At 59.7% G+C, this 20,430-nt stretch carries 20 protein-coding genes and 1 riboswitch; of the genes, 9 read left to right on the top strand and 11 right to left on the bottom strand.

Features of this window, described 5'->3' with window-relative positions; all coding sequences use genetic code 11:
* Positions 1–3: 3 nt before the first annotated feature.
* The 4 genes from FUU19_RS12295 to FUU19_RS12280 form a co-directional block, all read right to left on the bottom strand.
* Positions 4–795, bottom strand: coding sequence for an AraC family transcriptional regulator (locus FUU19_RS12295; protein WP_141968855.1), 792 nt, complete (start codon positions 793–795; stop codon positions 4–6).
* Positions 796–1,154: 359 nt separating this feature from the next.
* Complete coding sequence (locus tag FUU19_RS12290) at positions 1,155–1,472, bottom strand: cupin domain-containing protein (protein WP_038871643.1); 318 nt, start codon at positions 1,470–1,472, stop codon at positions 1,155–1,157.
* 234 nt (positions 1,473–1,706) lie between these two features.
* Positions 1,707–2,741: an NAD(P)/FAD-dependent oxidoreductase gene (locus FUU19_RS12285; protein WP_230489802.1), complete on the bottom strand. Its 1,035-nt coding sequence runs from the start codon at positions 2,739–2,741 to the stop codon at positions 1,707–1,709.
* 17 nt (positions 2,742–2,758) lie between these two features.
* Complete coding sequence (locus tag FUU19_RS12280) at positions 2,759–3,931, bottom strand: MFS transporter (protein ID WP_230489801.1); 1,173 nt, start codon at positions 3,929–3,931, stop codon at positions 2,759–2,761.
* 181 nt (positions 3,932–4,112) lie between these two features.
* Between FUU19_RS12280 and FUU19_RS12275 the strand changes: the two genes are divergently transcribed.
* Positions 4,113–4,982 (top strand): LysR substrate-binding domain-containing protein, encoded by an 870-nt coding sequence (locus FUU19_RS12275; protein WP_230489800.1) that lies wholly within the window; start codon positions 4,113–4,115, stop codon positions 4,980–4,982.
* A gap of 82 nt (positions 4,983–5,064) precedes the next feature.
* On the opposite strand, the gene FUU19_RS12270 is transcribed toward FUU19_RS12275, so the two are convergent.
* From FUU19_RS12270 to FUU19_RS12260, 3 genes are all read right to left on the bottom strand, one after another.
* Entirely contained in the window at positions 5,065–5,472 is a 408-nt protein-coding gene (locus tag FUU19_RS12270) for a DUF2000 domain-containing protein (RefSeq protein ID WP_230489798.1), read from the bottom strand.
* 53 nt (positions 5,473–5,525) lie between these two features.
* Positions 5,526–6,374 (bottom strand): AraC family transcriptional regulator, encoded by an 849-nt coding sequence (locus tag FUU19_RS12265; RefSeq protein WP_060660719.1) that lies wholly within the window; start codon positions 6,372–6,374, stop codon positions 5,526–5,528.
* A gap of 71 nt (positions 6,375–6,445) precedes the next feature.
* Positions 6,446–8,326: a diguanylate cyclase domain-containing protein gene (locus FUU19_RS12260; RefSeq protein WP_197834213.1), complete on the bottom strand. Its 1,881-nt coding sequence runs from the start codon at positions 8,324–8,326 to the stop codon at positions 6,446–6,448.
* 177 nt (positions 8,327–8,503) lie between these two features.
* Positions 8,504–8,579: riboswitch (Fluoride riboswitch) on the top strand.
* A 40-nt stretch (positions 8,580–8,619) separates the two neighbouring features.
* Here FUU19_RS12260 and FUU19_RS12255 point away from each other — a divergent pair.
* From FUU19_RS12255 to eno, 3 genes are read left to right on the top strand one after another with little or no spacing between them, the layout of a single operon-like run.
* Positions 8,620–9,585: a DHHA2 domain-containing protein gene (locus FUU19_RS12255; RefSeq protein ID WP_230489797.1), complete on the top strand. Its 966-nt coding sequence runs from the start codon at positions 8,620–8,622 to the stop codon at positions 9,583–9,585.
* A 3-nt stretch (positions 9,586–9,588) separates the two neighbouring features.
* Positions 9,589–10,017: an adenine nucleotide alpha hydrolase family protein gene (locus FUU19_RS12250; protein WP_141968868.1), complete on the top strand. Its 429-nt coding sequence runs from the start codon at positions 9,589–9,591 to the stop codon at positions 10,015–10,017.
* Positions 10,018–10,033: 16 nt separating this feature from the next.
* Positions 10,034–11,317 carry a phosphopyruvate hydratase gene (eno, locus tag FUU19_RS12245; protein ID WP_230489795.1) on the top strand — a complete coding sequence of 428 codons (1,284 nt, stop codon included), beginning with the start codon at positions 10,034–10,036 and terminating at the stop codon, positions 11,315–11,317.
* On the opposite strand, the gene FUU19_RS12240 is transcribed toward eno, so the two are convergent.
* A complete protein-coding gene (locus tag FUU19_RS12240) occupies positions 11,304–11,726 on the bottom strand; it encodes a MerR family transcriptional regulator (RefSeq protein ID WP_230489793.1) in 423 nt (140 codons plus the stop codon). The genes eno and FUU19_RS12240 overlap by 14 nt on opposite strands.
* Positions 11,727–11,798: 72 nt before the next feature.
* On the opposite strand from FUU19_RS12240, the gene FUU19_RS12235 reads away from it, so the two are divergent.
* The 3 genes from FUU19_RS12235 (at position 11,799) to FUU19_RS12225 (ending at position 16,383) form a co-directional block, all read left to right on the top strand.
* Positions 11,799–13,019, top strand: a complete 1,221-nt coding sequence (locus FUU19_RS12235; protein WP_230507135.1) for an NADH:flavin oxidoreductase/NADH oxidase family protein — start codon at positions 11,799–11,801, stop codon at positions 13,017–13,019.
* Between the two features lie 493 nt (positions 13,020–13,512).
* Entirely contained in the window at positions 13,513–14,895 is a 1,383-nt protein-coding gene (locus tag FUU19_RS12230) for a diaminobutyrate--2-oxoglutarate transaminase (RefSeq protein ID WP_141968876.1), read from the top strand.
* 18 nt (positions 14,896–14,913) lie between these two features.
* Positions 14,914–16,383 carry a pyridoxal phosphate-dependent decarboxylase family protein gene (locus FUU19_RS12225; protein ID WP_141968878.1) on the top strand — a complete coding sequence of 490 codons (1,470 nt, stop codon included), beginning with the start codon at positions 14,914–14,916 and terminating at the stop codon, positions 16,381–16,383.
* A gap of 76 nt (positions 16,384–16,459) precedes the next feature.
* On the opposite strand, the gene FUU19_RS12220 is transcribed toward FUU19_RS12225, so the two are convergent.
* The gene (locus FUU19_RS12220) at positions 16,460–16,987 is read right to left on the bottom strand and encodes a carboxymuconolactone decarboxylase family protein (protein WP_230489790.1); all 528 of its coding nucleotides are present in this window, start codon (positions 16,985–16,987) and stop codon (positions 16,460–16,462) included.
* A 3-nt stretch (positions 16,988–16,990) separates the two neighbouring features.
* Complete coding sequence (locus FUU19_RS12215; protein WP_230489788.1) at positions 16,991–17,779, bottom strand: cyclase family protein; 789 nt, start codon at positions 17,777–17,779, stop codon at positions 16,991–16,993.
* A 127-nt stretch (positions 17,780–17,906) separates the two neighbouring features.
* Here FUU19_RS12215 and FUU19_RS12210 point away from each other — a divergent pair, with 127 nt between their 5' ends.
* Both FUU19_RS12210 and FUU19_RS12205 read left to right on the top strand, forming a co-directional pair.
* Positions 17,907–18,713: a helix-turn-helix domain-containing protein gene (locus FUU19_RS12210; protein ID WP_230489786.1), complete on the top strand. Its 807-nt coding sequence runs from the start codon at positions 17,907–17,909 to the stop codon at positions 18,711–18,713.
* A 69-nt stretch (positions 18,714–18,782) separates the two neighbouring features.
* Positions 18,783–19,688, top strand: coding sequence for a LysR family transcriptional regulator (locus FUU19_RS12205; protein WP_230489785.1), 906 nt, complete (start codon positions 18,783–18,785; stop codon positions 19,686–19,688).
* Between the two features lie 37 nt (positions 19,689–19,725).
* On the opposite strand, the gene FUU19_RS12200 is transcribed toward FUU19_RS12205, so the two are convergent.
* On the bottom strand, positions 19,726–20,367 hold the full coding sequence (locus tag FUU19_RS12200) for a TetR/AcrR family transcriptional regulator (RefSeq protein ID WP_230489783.1): 642 nt from the start codon (positions 20,365–20,367) through the stop codon (positions 19,726–19,728).
* Positions 20,368–20,430: the final 63 nt, after the last annotated feature.

Here is a 20,430-nt window from a genome sequence, read left to right as displayed (position 1 = left end):
AGGCTATAGCGTAAAGCGCGAAGGCGAAACGCCAAACAGTTTTTTGAACGCCACCGAATAGGCGCTGTGGCTCTCATACCCGCTTTCGAAGGCGGCGTGAATGATCGAGTTGCCCGCCAGCAGCAGCGGGATGGACGACAACAGCCGTAGACGCTGTTTCCACTGACCAAAGGTGATGCCGGTTTGTTGAGTGAAGTGACGCTGGAAGGTTTTCGCGCTGATCGACAATGAATCCGCCCAGACCTCAATGCCGCGATCGTCGGCCGGCGTGATGACCAACTGCCGGCAAATGTCAGCCATTCTCGCTTCCATCGGCCAAGGGAGATGCAGCGCCAGCTGCGGCTGCAGGCTCAGCTCCTCGAGGAACAACGCCCTGAGCAGCGCGTGGCGTGTGGACTCCTCTCCCTCGGGCGCCAGCGTCGCCAACTGGGCGATCAGCTCGCGCAGCAGCGGTGATACCTGCAAGACGCCGTCGCGCAACGGCAACCGCGCGGCGGTGAATTCATCGACAAAAATCCCGTAAACGCAAATGTTGCTCTGCATGACCAACTGATGTTCGACCCCCGGCCGCAGCCAGACTGCGGTGGTAGGCGGCACGATCCAGCGCCCGCAGCTCGCCTCGACCGCCATAACGCCCTGTTGCGAATAGAGCAAATGGCAGCGTTTATGCGAGTGATAAGGAATGACAAAGCCCGCCGGATAGTGTTTCACCAGCCCCGTCACCTCGAAGGCGGAGTTTTCGTGGCTGCTGAGGTCGATGCGTTTCGTTTCGGCGTTGTCGACGTCGAATCCCATGATCGTTTGTCCCTTTTGATAACGCGAATGTCTTTTATTTGATAGAGGGACCGCATGATCCTCCATATAGTGACGTTCTCGCAAGCCACACCAGGGGCCTTATGCGAAGAAACTCACTATTACACCCAAATTTCATCGTTCTGCGTGGTAACGGGGCGATGACGTTGTGCATGCGCTACACAATGGCGGCAACGTTGCGGGGGCGACGATGCCGAAAGTGATGGAAAGGGAAAGCGCGGTGGAATGAATCAGGAGGTGTACGCATAACCAGCATCCAGCTCAGCCTGGGGGGCGGCTCAATGCTGAAGGGAGGATAGGGAGAGCGCCTAGGCTCTCCGCTATCCATTCTTGTTATCACCTCAACGGGCCAGTTCGGCGCCGTCCAGCTCGGAAATCGCCAGGCAAATCACTTCCGTTATGGCCTGTACCGTATAGGCGGTATTGGCAGGAATGATCAACATCTCATGAGGTTGCAGCGTCTGATCGTCAACCTTCAGTTCACCGCTCAGCACCATCAGTTTTACCCATCCCGGATGAAAACGCGCCGGTTGTCGGCTGCCCGCATCCAGCTTCAACAACGCCGTATGGCCAGGCGTCTCCCGTTTCAAAATATGAAAGCGCACCCCATCGTAAGGCATGTTTTCGTAATGCAGTGACGCCAGTGTTCTCTTATGCATGGTAAGTGTCCTCGTGACCTGTGAGTAGCTGCACTGCCCTCGGTCGCCGTAAACGATTGGCGGCTGTCCCTACCGAAAGCACAGGCTCGCAGCCTCTTGGCGAACGGATTAACTGTCGTACTTGCAGCGGCCCGACCGACCGCCGTTTCATGCCTAACCTGCCTCAGGCATGCTACTAAATATATAAGAGCCTCGCCGACGGCGCAAAAAACCGCTGCAAGGTTGAGCGTATATTCACTTCTCGTCGTCTATAAATCGCGCCGGGCGATAAGCGTGCGGAATGGCGGGATTGACGCCATGCAGCAGCTCGTCGCCGACCAACCGGCCAAGCGTCGGCGCGCACATCACGGCCGGATGCATCACCGCCACATAGAGGCAGGTGGCGCCCAGCGGCCCGATGATGGGATAACCGTCGCGCGGCCGGGGGCGCATCCCCACCGAACACGCCTGCAGTTGCAAGGGCGCCGTATCCGGCAGGCGGTTTTTAATCGCCGATTGCGCGTCGTTTTCCACCCGTTTAACGTCCCCCTCCGGCGGGAAATCCTCCGCCGCCAGCAGATCGCCATTTCGCGCATGGCGCACTTCGATGTCGTCGCCCGCAATCAGCGTGTTCACCACCTGAGCCGCCGCGTGATAGCGTAACAAAATGGCCGGCGACGCCTCGATCGGCAGCGAGAATCCGCTGCCGTCCAGCAGCACAGAGATCCCCGTGCCGCAGGCGAGCACCACCCGATCGGCGGCAATCGCGCCTTCCTCGGTAACGATGCCGATTATCTGCCCCTCTTCACGCAAAAAACCGGTGACGGTTCGCCCCAGGAGCAACTCCCCACCCCACGCGCTAACGCATTCGAGCAACCGCTGTGTCACGTCTTGCGGATCGACGGCGCCGTCGCGCGCCGCAAAATAGGCTTGGCTATCGGGCTGCCTGAGCCCCGGTTCCAGCGCGGCCATCTCGGCGGAGGGCAAAAGCCGATTGTCGGGGTTTTGCGTCGCCGGCGCCTGGCCATAGCTGAGCGCGCCGGACCAATTCACCCAGAGATCCGGGATCTCCTGCGCCAGGCGCATCCAGTCAGCGACGATCTCGCGCCGCAGAAACGCATCGGGAGCGCCTTCGCTGATCCAGCCAAACGAGCTGCCTGTGGCCCCCGCCGCGGGATGCGCCTGCTCAACCACGATAACGTGCTGCCCCTGGCGCGCGAGATGATAGGCGACCGATGCCCCAACAATCCCGGCGCCCACGATAACCATGCATGATGATGTTCCATTCATTTAATGATGTCCGTACCTCATTTAACGTGTTGTCGCCAAAGCAACCCTGCCGCCAGACAGGCTACCCCGCCGCCGCAGGCCAATACGGCATAAGACGCGCCCCAGCTCTGGGTGGTATCCATCACGACGCCAAAGGATAAAGGGGCGAACGAACCGATGCCGAATCCCAGCAGCGATCGCCAGCCCATCACGCTGCCGAGCTGTTGCGGCGGCACGTTGTCCGCCATCGCGGCCGACAGCACGCCGGAGTCGCCGAGAATAAAGAAACTGCCGATGCTGACGGCCAGCAGCGTCCAGCCCGGCCCCCAGTTCGCCGACCACCCCATCAGCAGCGATCCCAACGCGCCGGCGGCGCCCATAAACGTCAGCACCGAGGCGCGATTGAAATAGTCGGAAACGGTGCCGACAATCAGCGTGGCGATCATGCCGGCCAGGTGGATCGCCGCCGCGACGATCAATCCGGCGCTGAGCGGACCCAGAGCGAAACCGCTCAATGCCTCGCTGACCAGGCTGGGCGCCCAGGCCCAGTTACCGAGCAGTTCCCAGCTGTGGGCAATATACCCGATCAGTAACAGCAGGGTCGCATAGGTGATAACATAGCTTTCACGTTTCGTCTTCCTCCCCAGCGTGCGCGTTTGCGGTTCCCGATAACCGACCAGGGCCAACGACCCCGCCAGCGCCCCCAGTAGCGCACCGGCGGCGCACAGGGAAAACGCCACGCTGGCGCCCCAGCGCATAGCGCTCCAACCGGCGATAAAAACCGACAGGAAATACCCTAACGAACTGGCCGCCAGCATCATGCCAATGGCATAACCGCGTCGGGACGGGCCGTTCATCCCCATCGCTAACAGCAGCGCCGGCGTATAGGCGCCGCCCTGCGTCAGGCCGACGAAGGCCATCAACATCAACGCGCCGATATACGAATGGGCAAACACGGCGAACAGCATCAGCGCACCGGCGCCCAGCCAGGAAAACAGCAGATAAACCCGGCGCGCGCCCAGTGAATCACACCACCAGGAAGCCACCAGCAACGCCAGGGCGTTGGTCAGGCTGAACACCGTCTGCACCGTACCGGCGGAGGCGGCGTCGAGCTGCCACTCGCTTCTGATGGTCGGCAGTGCACCGGCGAACATCATGGTGCCCAGGCAGAGGCCGGCTCGGCTCACGCAAAGCAGAAAGAAAGCTCGCATCTCAGGGCCGTCTCCCTGCCCATCGATGGATGAGGATGACTCGACTAACACGGGCGCTAGAAGGGGGAAATGGCTGCATGGCACACTCGGCAAACCGGGAAAGATGCGTGATAATAGTGAGAAAAATCAACGACTGACAAACGATCTTTTCGCGCTCATTTGGTTGAGCTAGACTCAACCTATGAAAAAAATTCACTCCCTGCCGCACCTGTCCGCTTTTGAAGCCGCCGCCCGTCTTGGCAGCTTCAGCGCCGCTGCGGATGAGCTGTTTCTCACCACCGGCGCGGTCAGCCGCCACATCCGCAGCCTGGAAGAACAGCTGGGGCTCAAACTGTTTTATCGCGGACACAAGTCCGTGCGGCTGACGCTGGCCGGCGAGAATTTTTCCCGCACCGCGTCCCGAGTGATAAGCGAATTGTTTTCGGCGGAAAGCGCACTGAAAGCAAGCGCCGGCCGGCAGCGGCTGGTGGTACACAGCCTGCCGACGTTCACCATGCACTGGCTGATGCCGAAGCTGGCGGCGTTCAATGAGATTCATCCGGAGGTCGCGATTGATATCACCACCAGCACAGGGGCCGTCGATCGCAATACGCCGTTTGATCTGGCGATCCGGCGCGATCCCGCGCACTTCTCCGGGCTGAAAGCGATCCCTTTTCTGCAGGAGGAAAACCTGCTGGTCTGCAACCAGAGCTATTTGCACGCCATGCCGGTCAGTGCGCCCGGCAAGCTGGCCGGGCATACCGCCATCCGCATCCGCGCCCGTGAGGATTTATGGCACAGCTGGCTGAATGCCTACCCGACGGCGCTGGACGCCTCGCCGCCGCCGCTGACGCTCGACCATACCTTCGCCGCCATTCAGGCGGCCGAGGACGGCCTGGGGCTGGCCGTCGTGCCTTACCTGTTCTGCGCCAAACATCTGTCGTCCGGCCGGCTGGTGTCGCCTTTCCCGGCGTTGACTATCCGAACCGGCGTTTATTCCCTGCTGCTGCGCGATCGGGACGATGAGGTCGTGAGAAAGTTCGTCGCCTGGCTGCAGACGTTCCAGGCGTAAGCACCGTATCGGAAACGCGTCACCCTCCGGGACATGCTCGAGCGTTTCGTGCGTTCACTCGGTAAACCAGGCAAAGACATTCTCAGGCATGGAGCGCCAGGCCTTTTATCGCCTTATCCACCGCTTTCTTCGGTCCGCGCAGCGCCAGACCGACCAAATCCAGATTGTCCGCGTCTTCTGCGAGAAAAACCTGCCGGTTGGCTTCATCGTGCCCGGTCGCGAACATGGCGTGCACATAGGGGATCAACGTCAATTCCCGCTCCAGCCCTTTGCGATGCACATGTTGCAGGCCCGGCAGGTCCGAGGCAAAAATCAGCATCGGTTGCCCTGAAATGCCGCCGTAGCGTCTGCCTTGCGCATCCACGTAACGCTCGCCGATGATTTCCGGGGCAGCGGCGGCGATGCCCGTCGCCAGAAAGGCCACCACATTCAGCCGCTGCCAGGTTTGCAGATCGTCGCGTACGATAAACGCTATCTTGGTATCAAACATGTTCCGCTCTACTCCGTTGTGCTGTTAAAAGCGCATCATCGGCGATGAGTGAATCAGCGGTATAGAACGTTTGTGCACTGACGTTGATAGGCCGCCGGCGATAAACGGTAGGCGCGCTGGAACCAGCGGCCCAAGTGGCTCTGATCGGCAAAGCCCACCTGCATCGCGACCTGCGCCGGCTCGTCCCCCTGCGCCAACAACAAGCGTGCGGCCCGCAGCCTCAGCCGGACCAGATAAGCATGCGGCGACTGGCCGAAAGCCCGGGTGAACTGGCGAGTCAGGCGGAAGCGGTCCAGACCGCACTGAAGCGCAAGTTCATCCAGGCTGGGATTACCCGCCATGTGCTCGTGCAAGTAGTCCCGTAAGCGATTCATCACAATCAAAGCATCATCGCTTTGGGAAGCCGGCCTGACGCGAATATGCCGCGCCAAAAGCGTCAGCAGTTGGTCCAGGCTTTGATCGCGCGCCAGCCGGCCTTCCCCCTGATGCAACGCAAAAAAGGCCTGTTGTATCGCGGTGGCCAGCATCGGATCGTCGGTCAACGTGCTGTGGAAAGCGCCTTCCAGCACTGAAGCGTCCCCTAATCCGCGGCGGTTCATCGCGTCGGAAACCCAATGCTGCGGCAGATAAAGCATGGCATAGGTAAACCCTTCGGCCTGCGGCGCATGGCCATCGTGCACCGCGCCCGGCTCGATCAGCATGGCGCGTCCCGGCCGGCTGGTATGCAATGAACGATGGCAGTTGAAACGCTGTAAACCCTGCTGCGTCACGCCCACCAGCATTTCGTCATGATCGTGGGGATCGTAGGCATGCCCCTGAAAGTGGGCATTGACGCTCTCGATGCCGGTTTCGTCATCGCGCCGCAATTCCAGCCAGTCTTTGTGTTGATGATTAGACGCCATGCAATAAGTCCGGAGTTCTGCCCATAGGAAAGAAGAAAACAGCTTACCCTGAGACGGTCACCGTTTCACACTCATAACTCGCAGATGGCATAAGTGCCCTTTCCGGCCGATTTCGCCTGATACATCGCGCCGTCGGCGCGGGTCAACAGCATCTCCTCCGTCACGTCAGTGTGTGAGGAAATCGCCGCTCCCAGGCTGGCGGATAGGCTCACCGTCTGCTGCCCGATCTGCGAAATATCGGCCAGCCGCGCCAAGACGTTTTCGCAAAATTCGCTGACCTCGCGCTGCGGATCCGCCAACGGCCACAGGATCACCGTGAATTCGTCACCGGCCAGACGCGAGACGCTATGGCGCTCGCCGGCGCAGGCGCTGAGCAACCTGGCGAACGTCTTGAGGATCAGATCGCCGAAGTCATGACCATAGCTGTCATTGAGAGCTTTGAAACCATCGAGATCGATGAACACCAGCGCCATTTGCCGCTGTTCGCAACAGGCCTGCAGCGTGCCGGACAACCGACGCAGGAAGGCGCGGCGGTTGGTCAATCCGGTCAGCATGTCGTGCGTGGCATCGTACTCCAGCCGTTGCTGCAGGCGCTTCAACTCGGTAATGTCCATGGACAGAATATAAAACCCCTGAGCTTCGCACGGTACCAGCGTGGTGTGGATCATCAGCAGCCCCTTCTGGGTCTGGAGCTCATTTTCGAAGCTCACCATTTCCCCCGCCAGCGCCCTGTCTATCATCGGTTTCGCTATCTGATAAACGTTCTCCCCCATAAAGTCGCGCACCGTCATTCCTCTGAGGCGGCTTTCTTCCAGGCCAAACCAGGTTTTATAGGCGCTGTTAGCGAACAGGTAGCGTTCATTACCGTCGATTTGGCTGATCAACGCCGGCATGTTGTCAGTAATGGCCCGCAGGCGTTCCTTCTCCGTGCTGAGCTGATATTCGGCGAGTACCCGGGTTTCAATCTCTTCGTTGAGTTTCTTGACGACCACGTTCAGCTCCCGCGTGCGGATTTCGACGCGTTGTTCCAGCTCGTGTTGCAGAGCGAACAGATCGGCCTCCGCCGCCTTGCGCTCGCTGATATCGACGATAACCGAGATGAAATGATCCGGTTTGCCGTTAGGCAGCCGGTTTAACGCCACCGTCAGCTGCACCCAGACGATCGAACCATCGGCGCGGAAATAGCGTTTCTCCAGCGAGTAAGTGCTGATCTCGTTTCTCAGCAGTTGCTGCAGCTTTTCCAGATCGGTGTTGAGATCGAGCGGATAAGTAATGTCCTGAAAGGTGCGATCCATCAGCTCGTGCTCAGAATAGTGCAGCATTTCGCAGATGCGCGGATTGACCCGCAGCCAATACCCCTGCAGCGACACCAACGCCATCCCTACCGCCGCCTGGGCGAAGGTCTGTTCGAACAAGGCTTCCGAGCGTTGCAGGTTGGACTTCAGGTTTTCGGTATAGACGTGGCGTTCAATGCTCTGGAGGTACTCTTCCACCACGGCGGCGAAGTCGTGCAGATCGGCCACCTGCTCCGGGGAAAACGGCTGCGGCTGGCTGTCGATAATGCACAGGGTGCCGAGCGGCAAGCCGTCGAGCGACAGCAGCGGTTGCCCGACGTAAAAACCGATCCTCGGCCCGCCGATCACCAGCGGATTATCGAAAAAGCGCGGGTCTTTGGCGGTATCGGGCACCACCAGCGCTTCGCGTTGCAAGATGGCATGGCCGCAAAACGAGATATTGCGCGGCGTTTCTCGGGCATCCAGACCGTAGCGCGATAAGAACCACTGGCGATCCCGGTCGATCAGCGACACCAGCGCAATGGTCACGCCGAAGTATTTCGCCGCCAACCGCGTGATGCGATCCAGTTTTTCCACCGAGTTCGAATCCAGCACGTTCAGGGAATTCAATACCGACAGGCGTTCGGCTTCGTTTTCGGGGAAGCAGGGTTCGAGCATGTTGTCTCCCATTGTGTCACCCACGGCCCCCGGCAAAGCCGGCGTGAGTCCGTTCAGCGTTTCCGTCGGTTAGCGGCAAATATCCTTGTCCATCATAGACTCACTCAGTATCAATCCGATTGCGTATTCTCGCCAGCTTTGCCGGGCGTTGCGTTTACCCCCGCGCTGCGCTACAGTCGTTCACAAGGTGATGGTGTTCCACCTTTCCCAACCGCCGCGTTCACTCGAACCGGATGATGACGCCTGATATACAACTTCGCTTTATTTTTTAGGCAGGTATGTCAGGAGTCGCTATGAATGAAATCTCACGTCTTACCCCTTTTCCGCCTCAGCCCGACGCCGTCGAGCAGGAAATGCCCCTGTCCGTTTTCGGCCATAAAAATCCCGACAGCGACAGCATCTGCAGCGCGCTGGTGGTCGCGGACTGGCTCAATCACCTCGGCAAGCCGGCCGTGGCTTTTCGCCTTGGCGAACTGACGCCGGAAACCCGTTACATACTGGCTGCCGCCGGCGTGCAAGCGCCTGCACTGCTGACAGACGAGCTCCGTGATCGCAAAGTCTGGCTGGTCGACTTTACCGATATCGAACAAGGCCCGGCCTCATTGCCCGACAGCGACGTGGTCGGCGTTATCGATCATCACCGGCTGGGCACCTTGATCACCCGCAACCCTCCCGATGTCTGGATCCGCGCCGTTGGCTGTTGCGCCACCGTGATCCTGTCCATACTGACGTCAGATACGCCGATGCCGCTTTCTTCCGCCCAGGCCACGCTGCTGCTGGGCGCGATTTTGAGCGATACCGTTGCGCTGAGCGCACCGACCACCACCGAACAGGATCGGTTGGCGGTCGCGCGGTTATGCGCAATCTCTCACGTTGACTATGACGCCTTCACCGCCGGGCTGCTGGCTGCCAAAACCGATCTTTCGGGGCAATCCGCCCCGCAGTTGCTGCAGCGCGACGCCAAGAATTACCGCATCCATAGCGTCTCGCTACTGCTGTCGCAGATAGAAGTGCGGGCCATGAGCGATATCGATCCGCTGTTGCCCGCGCTGCAACAGGCGCTCGAGCAGGCTAAGCAGGAGGCCGGTCTGGAGATGGCCGCGCTGCTGGTGACCGATATCACCCGCCGCCGCTCCACCCTGTATTTCTCGTCGAACCAGGTGCTCGCCATTCGGCAGGTGTCGTTGCCCGGTATGACGAGCCGGAAAAAAGAGGTTTTACCGTGGTTAACCCTACAGATTGCTAACGCAGGGAGATAAGTCATGCCGCTCTATCAACATGCTTTACTGCTGGTGCAGGATGAACGCGACGGCCGGCTGCTGTTGCGCCATGCCGAACGCCTCAATCAGCAGATGAATACGCGCATTACCGTGGCGCACATCAGCGCCGACTATGCCGAGCTGGACTACCTCAGCGATGCACAAACCAAAGATCGCCAGTCCAGCGAGGTGATCGCTGCCAAAGCCATGCTCAGCCGCCTGGTGGAAGACTGCTCAATCCCCCTGGAGGTGCGCGCAATCGTCAGCATCCATCGCTTCAAAGACGTTGAAGCCCTGATTGCCCGTGAAGGCGTCGATCTGTTGCTGCTCGGCCATCATAACCGCCCGTTTGGCGTCTTTGCCTCCTTCGGCTTCGAATTCATCAACCATTTGTCCATCGACGTGCTGATAAAACACGTCCCCACTCCCTAGAACGAGGTGACTCCCCATGAACTATGAAATTGAAAGCGTAACCGCCAGAGAGATCCTGGATTCGCGCGGCAACCCCACCGTCGAAGTCGAAATGAGCGCGGCGGGCGTCGTGGCCCGGGCGTCGGTGCCTTCGGGCGCCAGCACCGGTTCACGCGAGGCAGTAGAACACCGCGACGGCGATCCGCACCGTTTCGGCGGCAAAGGCGTATTGGAGGCGGTGCACAGCGTCAAAACGGCGATCAACGAGGCGCTGCGCGGGGTGGATGTGCGCCAACAAGAGGAGATAGACCGCCGGCTGATCGCGCTGGACGGCAGCGAGAACAAGAGCCGATTGGGGGCCAACGCCCTGCTTGGCGTTTCGCTGGCGGCCGCCCGCCTCGCGGCGCAATTGTCGCAGCTGCCGCTGTATCGTTATCTGGGCGGTATCGGCGCCAACCTGCTGCCGGTGCCCTGCATGAATATCATCAACGGCGGCGTGCACGCCCGCTGGCAAGGGGCGGACTTTCAGGAGTTTATGATAGCTCCCCTGGGCGCGCCGTCGCTGCGCGAGGCCGTGCGCTGGGGCAGTGAAGTTTATCAGGCGCTGCGCCAAATCCTGTTGGAAAAAGGCCTGTCGGTCGGCGTCGGCGACGAAGGCGGTTTTGCGCCGGCGGTCGCCTCAAACCGCCAGCCGCTCGAGCTGATCGTGCAGGCGATAGAGAAAGCCGGCTACCGGCCGGGAGAAGATATCGCGATCTGCATGGATCCGGCCTCGAGCGAATTCTATGCCGACGGCAAGTATCGCCTGCGCAGCGAGAACCTCGAGTTGGACGCAGCCCAGATGACGGCCTATTACCAACGGCTGGTGCAGGATTTCCCCATCGTGCTGATTGAGGACGGCTTGGCCGAGGACGATTGGGCCGGCTGGCGTATTCTGAGCGACGCCCTGGGCGACCAGGTGGAGCTGGTCGGCGACGATCTGTTCGTCACCAACGTGAAATACATCCAGCGCGGGATTGATGAACGGTTGGCCAATGCGGCGCTGATCAAACTGAACCAGATCGGTACCCTGAGCGAAACCTTCGCCGCCGTGCAGCTTTGCCAGGCAAACGGCTGGGGCACCTTTATCTCACACCGCAGCGGCGAAACCGTCGACAGCTTTATCGCCGATATGACGGTCGCGATGCGAGCCGGCCATCTGAAAACCGGCGCACCGAGCCGCGGCGAACGGATCGAAAAATACAATCAGCTGATGCGCATCGAAGACCAATTGGGCGCCGCGGCGGTGTATGCCGGGCGTTCCGCCTTTAAACACCGCTAAGCTTTGCCGGTCGGGCCGACGATGCGTCGGCCTGTTTTTCGCCCTTGGCTTGGCACAGCCCGGCGACACCGGACTCCAATAAGGTCAGCCGGGTCGTCAGCAAGGTTTCTCGTTGTTCATTCAGCGTGGCCATCATCAGCTCGATCTCCGCCAGCCGTTCATCGACGCCACGTATCAACCCATCCTGATAAGCGCTGCCCTGCAGCGCCAGCACGCGTTGGATCGCCTGCAGCGAAAAACCCAGATTTTGACCGATTTGGATCAGGTGCAATCGCTCCAGCGCGCTATCGCTGTATACCCGATAGCCGTTGACACCGCGCACCGGTTTCGGCAGCAACCCCAGCTGCTCGTAATAACGTATCGCCGAGGCGGCCACGCCGGCCCGCTGTGCCAATTCTCCGATCTTCATGCCCTATTGACCTTAAAGTTAACTTTAAACCTATTATAGCGCCATTCCCCTTATGACAGGAGCGCAAAACCGATGTTTACCCCACTGACGTTGCCCAACGGCAGCCGCCTGACCAACCGTCTGGCCAAGGCGGCGATGGAAGAAAATCTGGCCGCCCCGGGCCAACTGCCCGGCCCGGCGCTGTGGCGCTTATACCGCTATTGGGCCGAAGGCGGCGCCGGCTTGATCATCACCGGCAACGTGATGATTGACGGCCGCGCCATGACCGGCCCCGGCGGCGTGGTGCTGGAACAAGACACGCCGCTCGCCCCGTTCGAAACCTGGGCCAAGGCCGCGCGCCAGGGCGGCGCGCAGGTGTGGATGCAGCTTAACCACCCGGGCCGGCAGGTGATGGCGAACATGGGCGGCAACGCGTGGGCGCCCTCCGCCATCCCGCTGGCCATGGGCAAGCACAGCAAACTGTTCGCCCAGCCGCAGGCGATGGATGAAGCGCAGATCGCCGAGGTGATCGCCCGCTTCGCCACCAGCGCGCACGCTGCTGAACAGGCCGGTTTTACCGGCGTGGAGATCCACGCGGCGCACGGCTACCTGATTTCCCAGTTTCTCTCGCCGCTGACCAACCAGCGCAGCGATCGTTGGGGTGGCGAGTTGGCGAACCGCGCCCGCCTGCTGCTGGAGGTGGTGCGTGCGGTGCGCGAGCGCGTCTCGCCGGGCTTTTGCGTGGCGGTCAAACTGAACTCTGCCGACTTTCAGCGCGGCGGTTTTTCATCAGACGATGCCCACCAGGTAGTGCTGATGCTGAACGATCTGCCGGTCGACCTGATTGAACTGTCCGGCGGCAGTTACGAAAGCCCGGCGATGCAAGGCGAAACGGCGGACGGCCGCACCCTGGCGCGCGAAGCGTATTTTTTGACCTTTGCCCGCGATCTTGCCGCGGTGGCTCGCATGCCGGTGATGACCACCGGCGGCATCGCCCGCCCGTCGGTGGCGCAGCGAGTGCTGGACAGCGGCGTCGCGGTGGCGATGCCGGCCACCGCCATGGCGGAGGTGCCCGATCTGCCGCACCGCTGGCAAACCGGCGAAGCCCCTCATGCGCTGCCCGTGCCGGTCACCTGGCGCAGCAAAGCGATGGCATCGCTCGCCCGCATGGCGTTGGTCAAGCGCCGAATGCGCGCGCTGAGCGACAGTCGAACGCGCAGCGTGCGCTACTCCCCCTTGTTCACGCTGATCGTCGATCGGTGGCGCACCCGCCGCATCCTGCAGCGCTACCACGCCTGGCTACGGCAACGTTAACGGCAACAGCGCCGGCGCTGCGTAAAAATCGCGCTTTTTTGATCGCGCTACGTGAAATCTGAGAGAAATCACCGATCTGGATGCTGCGCTTTTAACGGTTGGCCATTTATATTCATCACAAATTTTGTGTATATAAACGCTATAGGACTTAAGGTGGTGAATAGATAAAAATAAGCCGTTAATTCCTATTTATGTTATTAAACGGAAATTCACCTTATTAATAAGCGTATTAAAGCCGCCTGCAGGTTGGCGACGGAAAGGATTTTTGTGCCATGTTAACGATATGTTGTTTTTTACCGGCAAAACCAACGGTCAATAAATCAACAACATATTGATGAGCCTAAGAAAAAACTAAACAATTCAAAACAAAATCGGCTATTGAGTCCCAGGCGAAAAAGCCATATATTGGTCGCGCTTTTCACAAGGCAGTTACTTTTCTAATTCATTAATTCAATCGGAGCGTGTTGAGACCTTCGGTTGTAGGAGAGATATGATGACGGATAAAGTCCGTATTGATACTTTAGTTGCAAACTCATTAAACGGAAACAATGAAACCTATTTGGCGCGCCAAGCCGAATTTGAGTCGAATGTTAGGAGTTATCCGCGCAAATTGCCGTTGGCAATTGCGAAAGCCCAGGGCGTTTGGATCACTGATGTTGAGAATAATCAATATCTTGATTGCCTGGCCGGGGCAGGAACGTTGGCTCTTGGACATAATCACCCCGACGTCCTGCAAAGCATCCAAAATGTCATTACCAGCGGCTTGCCGTTACATACTCTCGATCTCACAACCCCGTTAAAAGATCGTTTCTCCGATTACCTGCTCTCTCTGTTGCCGGGCGAAGGCAAAGCGTATTGCCTGCAGTTCTGCGGCCCATCCGGTGCCGATGCGGTGGAAGCCGCGCTGAAGCTGGCGAAAAAACACACCGGCCGTTCCGGCGTGATCAGCTTCTCCGGCGGTTATCACGGCATGACCCACGGCGCGCTGTCGGTCACCGGCAACCTGTCGCCGAAGGCAGCGATCAACGGCATGATGCCGGAAGTGCAGTTCATGCCTTATCCGCATGAATACCGCTGCCCGCTGGGCATCGGCGGCGAAGCCGGCGTCAAGGCGCTGACCTACTACTTCGACAACCTGATCAACGACGTGGAAAGCGGCGTGCGCAAACCGGCGGCGGTGATCCTGGAAGCCGTTCAGGGCGAAGGTGGCGTTAACCCGGCACCGGCCGAGTGGCTGCAGCGCATCCGCAAAGTGACGCAGGAGCATGGCATTCTGCTGATCATCGACGAAGTTCAGGCCGGTTTCGCCCGTACGGGCAAGCTGTTCGCCTTCGAACACGCGGGCATCGAGCCGGACATCATCGTGATGTCGAAAGCGGTCGGCGGCGGCTTGCCGCTCGCGGTACTGGGCATCAAGAAAGAGTTTGACGCCTGGGAGCCGGGTCATCACACCGGCACCTTCCGCGGCAACCAGCTGGCGATGGCCACCGGCCTGACCACCCTGCAATACCTGAAAGAGCATAAGGTCGCCGACAAAGTGGCCGCTCAGGGCGAATGGCTGAAAGGCAAACTGGCCGAGCTGCAGAAACGTTATCCGGTGATCGGTCACGTCCGCGGTCTGGGCCTGATGATCGGCATCGAGATCGTCAAGCCGAACGAAGCGCAGGATCACATGGGCTGTTACCCGGCCGATGGCGAGCTGTCCGCACTGCTGCAGAAAAAATGCTTCGAATCCGGTTTGATTCTGGAGCGTGGCGGGCGCAACGGCTGCGTGCTGCGTCTGCTGCCTTCCCTGCTGATCACCAACGATGAGCTGGGTATTTTCCTGGATAAATTTGAGCAGGCGCTATTGGCCGCCGGCATCAAGCCAGTCTGATTGGAGCGAATGACCGCGATGTCCAAGTTAAACCCGATTCTGGCTTCCTCGGCGCACAGCGCCGAGGCTTATCGCCAGGCGATCGCGCAAAGCAGTGAAGCCGTTGTGCAGTGGCTGCAACAGCCCGAGATGTATCAGGGCAAAAGCGTTGCCGAACTGCGCGAGCGCATCAAGCTCGACTTCACTCCGCAAGGCCTGGGCAACCAGGCGGCGATCGAGCGCGCTATCGAGTACTTTTTGAAAGACAGCCTGTCGGTACACCACCCGCAGTGCGTGGCGCACCTGCACTGCCCGAGCCTGGTGATTAGCCAGGCCGCCGAAGTACTGATCAACGCCACCAACCAGAGCATGGATTCCTGGGACCAAAGCCCGTCGGCCACGCTGATCGAAATGAAACTGATCGAGTGGCTGCGTGCCCAGGTCGGTTACCAGCCCGGCGACGCCGGGGTGTTCACCAGCGGCGGCACCCAGAGCAACCTGATGGGGCTGATGCTGGCGCGCGATGCGTTCTTCGCGCGTCAGGGCCACTCCGTGCAGCAGAACGGCCTGGTGGGCGATCTGCGCAAGCTGAAGGTGTTCTGTTCTGAAAACGCCCACTTCTCGGTGCAGAAGAACATGGCGCTGATGGGCCTCGGCTATCAGTCCGTCACCCTGGTGAAAACCGATCGCTTCGCCCGTATGGACGTGAACGATTTGGCGGAAAAACTGGCGCAGGCCAAGGCCAACGGCGAGCAGGTGATGGCGATTGTCGCCACCGCCGGCACCACCGACGCCGGTGCCATTGACCCGCTGCGCGACATCGCGCGGCTGGCGGCGGAGCAGCAGATTTGGGTGCACGTGGATGCGGCCTGGGGCGGCGCGCTGCTGCTTTCCGAGCAGTACCGCGACTACCTGGACGGCCTGGAACTGGTGGACTCCATTACCCTGGACTTCCACAAGCAGTTCTTCCAGACCATCAGCTGCGGCGCCTTCTTGCTGAAAGACGAGCGCCACTATGAGCTGATGCGCTATCAGGCGGCCTACCTGAACTCCGAGTTCGACGAAGCGCAAGGCGTGCCGAACCTGGTGTCCAAGTCGCTGCAGACCACCCGCCGCTTCGATGCGTTGAAGCTGTGGATGGGGCTGGAAGCGCTGGGGCAGAAGCAATACGCCGAGATCATCGATCATGGCGTGACGCTGGCGCAACAGGTGGCGCGTTACATCGCCGATCAGGAATCGCTGGAGCTGGTGATGCAGCCGCAGCTGGCCAGCGTGCTGTTCCGCTACCGTCCGGCGCAGCTGGCGGCGAACGGCGACGCGGCCGTCGCGCTGTTCAACCAGCGTATCGGTGACGCCCTGCTGGAGTCAGGCCGCGCCAACGTCGGCGTGACCGAGTTCGATGGCGTGACCTGCCTGAAGATGACGCTGCTGAACCCGATCGTGACGCTGGAAGACATCAAGCTGTTGCTGGCGCTGGTCGAGAAAACCGCGCAGCAGCTGCCCGCGTAACCCTCTGCCACTGCGCATTAAAAGCCGATAACCTCAGGTTATCGGCTTTTTTATCGCGCTCACGCCGTGCGCGTACTCAATCCGTTGACATGTTCTCCCAGGATGTGGCTTGTAGGTCCAGATCGATTTCCAGCGTTTCCAAAAAGCGCGCCGTCATCATGTAGTGCCCAATCATTAATGCCAGTTCAGCCAGTTGAACCTCATCATAATAGCGCCGGACCGCGTTAAATGTGTCGGCAGAGACCTTCACCTGCTTCACGCATTCATCGACAAAATGCAAGATGGCCGTCCCTCTGGCGTCGATGCCCACACCCTGCTCTATTTTCTCGATGTCGTCATCGTGCCACCCCGCAAGGATCGCCAGTGGGTAGTGTTGCATGCGTTCATAAGCGCTGCCGCTCAACGCGCCAACCCTTAATATGATCATTTCCCGATCTTTATCGCACAGTCGCCCGGCAGGAAAGGAAGCCCCCAGGGACAGATATCCCTGCGCCGAACAGCTGGTTTTCAACAGCCCCAGCGTAAGGTTGGCGGGGAAACGGGCATATTGCTGCTGCTGTTCAGCCGTTAATTCACTCACCGTCGGCAGTTTTATTCTGGCCATCGTTTATTCTCCTGCGCGTTCATCGATAATTGCAACCGGCCGTGCCCAGCCGGCGGATGCCTTATAAACCTTGACCGGCAGGCTGATCACGTTAAATCCACAGGGCGGCAGCAATTCAAGATTGCACAGTTTTTCAATCTGGCAATAAGGATATTGACTGCCGGCATAATGTCCTTCCCAAATAAGCGAAACATCGCCGCTTTGTTCAAATTTGGTGCGCGTATGGCTGAATGGCGCGTCCCAGCTCCAGGCATCGGTGCCGACCACCCTGACGCCGCGCTCGGTAAGATACAGCGTCGCTTCACGGCCCATGCCGCAACCGCGATGAATGAAATCTTCGCTGCCGTAACGCCCGCCGGCCGCCGTGTTGACCAGGACGATATCGCCGGCGGTGATATGATGGCCGATCTTCGCTAATTCACGCTCAATATCATGCGCAGTGGCCACATAACCGTCGGGAAAATGGCGAAAATCCAATTTGACGCCAGGGCCGATACACCATTCCAACGGTATTTCATCAATGGTTTTTGACGCCGATCCGTCATCCATATGTGAATGGTAGTGATAAGGGGCGTCCATATGCGTCCCCGCATGGGTGCTCATGCGGACAAACTCCACCGCCCAGCCCTCCTGACGCGGCAACTCCCGGGGATCCAGACCGGGGAATGATTCCGCCAGCTGCAACGCTCCGCGCTGGTTATCAACATACTCGATTTCCGGCAGAAAACTTTCCGGATCGGAGGCGATCCCGCTCATCAGCGGCACCGAAAGATCAATGATTTTGCCGTACATAGGGTTACCTTTATCCAGGGGAATGACCTGCCCAGAGTAAGCTTTCCCCATAGAATAGAAATGCCGATTATCAGACAACTTATTGTTATAATAGGAAGGCGCAGCCATAAGCGAACAGGAAGGCGTCATGAAGCCGTCAGAATTGACCGGGGAAACCCCAATATCGATTTGGTTCAGAAATAAATCCTGGCCGGCAGGAACGCAATTCCCTTTGCAAGCGTTGCCCTGGGGAAAACTGATGTATTCCATGAAAGGGTTGGCGGAAATAAATATTGAGAACAATATTTATTTATCCACACCAGAATATGCTATTTGGCTCCCCGTTAATACTGAACATGAATCCGTCGCAAAGAGTGCAATTGACTATGTCATTCTTCATGTCAGCCCCCCGCTATGCCAACCCTTACCGGGCAAACCGCAAACCCTGCGGCTGAATAAGATCGTCAAAGCGGTGCTGGCCGATTTTTCAGAAAGGCGTATCGGCTATCCGCACACGCCGCAGGATCAGACGCTGGTTACCGCGTTGCTTGAGCAGCTGGCGCTGTCGGAGCGTTTTGACAGCTACCTGCCGCTCGGCAGCGATGACGTTGTCAAGATCATGACGGAAAAGATGAGCGCCGCGCCGCACGATCTCAACACCCTGATACAATGGTCGGGCATGCTGGGATTGAGCGAGCGTACGCTGTCGCGGCGATTTCTCGCCGCTACCGGCATCTCTTTCAATGAATGGAAGCTGAGAAGCAAAACCCTCATGGCGATGACGCTGTTGCAGGAAGGGAAAGCCGTCAAATATGTCGCCTCTACTTTGGGGTATAGCGATCCGTCCGCGTTTATCGCCATGTTCAGACGGCAAACGGGCCAGTCCCCCTCCGGTTTTTTAGCGGTAAGTCATGGCACACCGAAAACAGGCTCAGGCATAATGCATGGCGAGTGATGCAGCATTTGTACGCATAAACTGCATCAAACGCCTTCCCCCATGTTCGGCACCACAGGATGCGCACGCATGACAGACCCTGATTTCAACCTGCTGATCGCGCTCGACGCGCTGCTGACGGCGGGCAGCGTTGCCGGCGCGGCGCGACGTCTCGGTTTAAGCGCCTCGGCGATGAGCCGTACCCTCAGCCGGCTGCGTACGGCGACCGGCGATCCCCTGCTGGTGCGCGCCGGACGCCGCATGGTGCTGACGCCCTATGCCGAAACGCTGCGCGAGCGGGCGCGGCACGCGGCGTTCGAAGCGCGCGCAGTGTTACGTCCGGCGCAGGGGACATTGGATCCCGCCGTGCTGGATCGTACCTTCACGCTGCGCGCCAACGACGGCTTCGTCGAGGCCTTCGGCCCGGCGCTGATCGCCGCCGCTGCCGAACAGGCGCCGCGGGTACGGCTGCGCTTTGCGCCCAAGCCGGAGAAAAGCGACCGCCCCCTGCGTGAAGGGCTGGTCGATCTGGAGATAGGCGTGCTGGGTGACATGGGCCCGGAAATCCGCCTGCAGGCGCTGTTTCGCGATCGCTTCGTCGGGGTGATGAGAACCACGCATCCGCTGGCGCAACAGCCGGAGATCGGCGCCGCCGAATACGCCGCCTGCCGCCACGTGGTGGCCTCGCGCAGCGGGCGCATCCTCGGGCCGGTAGATGCCGCGCTGGCGGAGCTGGGGCTGACGCGCCAGATTGCCGCCGTGGTGCCGAGCTTTCCGGCCGCGCTGGCGGTGGCGCAGGCCTCAAACCTGCTGGCGTTGTTGCCCGCCTCCTTCCTGCAGGCTCAACCGGCCGACGGCCCGCTGCGCGTCTTCGAGCTGCCGGTGAAAACGCCGCCCATTACCGTCTCGCAAATGTGGCACCCGCGCCTGGACGCCGAGGCGGATCACCGCTGGCTGCGGCAGCTGATGCTGGCCGTTTGTCGCCAACGGGTATAGGCACTGCGCGCAGTGGGTGACAATGTCACAAAGAACCTTACGGCGCCACACGCCCGTTTAAATCGGCTAAATACGCGCAGAACATGTCCGCCATCGCATCGGCATAAGACGCGATCTCGGTATCGGTTCGCGGCGTTTCGGAGAATTGCTTGCCCGCCGCTCCCAACGTGCCGACGATCAGGTCGCCCGCCAGCCGGCGAGCGACCGGCGGCACATCAGGCAACGCTTCGCGCATGAAAACCTGCACGATATCCTTGCCGGTTGCCTTCACCGCCAGTGCCTCCGGCGCATCTCTGTAGAGCGGCGCCGCATCATTCAACGCGACGCGCATCTGCGCCTCTTCACATTCCGAACGGATAAACGCCTGCACCAGCAACCGCAGACGCTCGACCGGCGTTTTCTCGCGGTTGACCAAAATACGACTCAGCATATCGGTGGTCTGCCGCCATTCTTCGCTCTGCAAACGAAACAGGATCGCCGCCTTGTTGGGGAAATACTGATAAAGCGACCCGACGCTGACGCCGGCGCGTTCAGCCACCCTGGCGGTGGTGAAACGCGCCGCCCCCTCCTGCGCTAAAACCTGAATAGCGGCGGTCAGAATGGCGGACACCAGTTCGGCGGAGCGCGCCTGTTGTGGTTGTTTTCTCGAGGAAATTTGTTTACTGCGGCGTTCAGTCATAGCGGGCGGCCAATGCGAATAGAGGAATGCGAATAGTTCGTCATATTATAGCGGCATGCGCTA

Source organism: Serratia montpellierensis, from assembly GCF_020858655.1.
Classification (GTDB): domain Bacteria; phylum Pseudomonadota; class Gammaproteobacteria; order Enterobacterales; family Enterobacteriaceae; genus Serratia; species Serratia montpellierensis.
The sequence above is the reverse complement of the archived record's forward strand: the minus strand, read 5'-3'. Positions and strand labels throughout refer to the sequence as shown.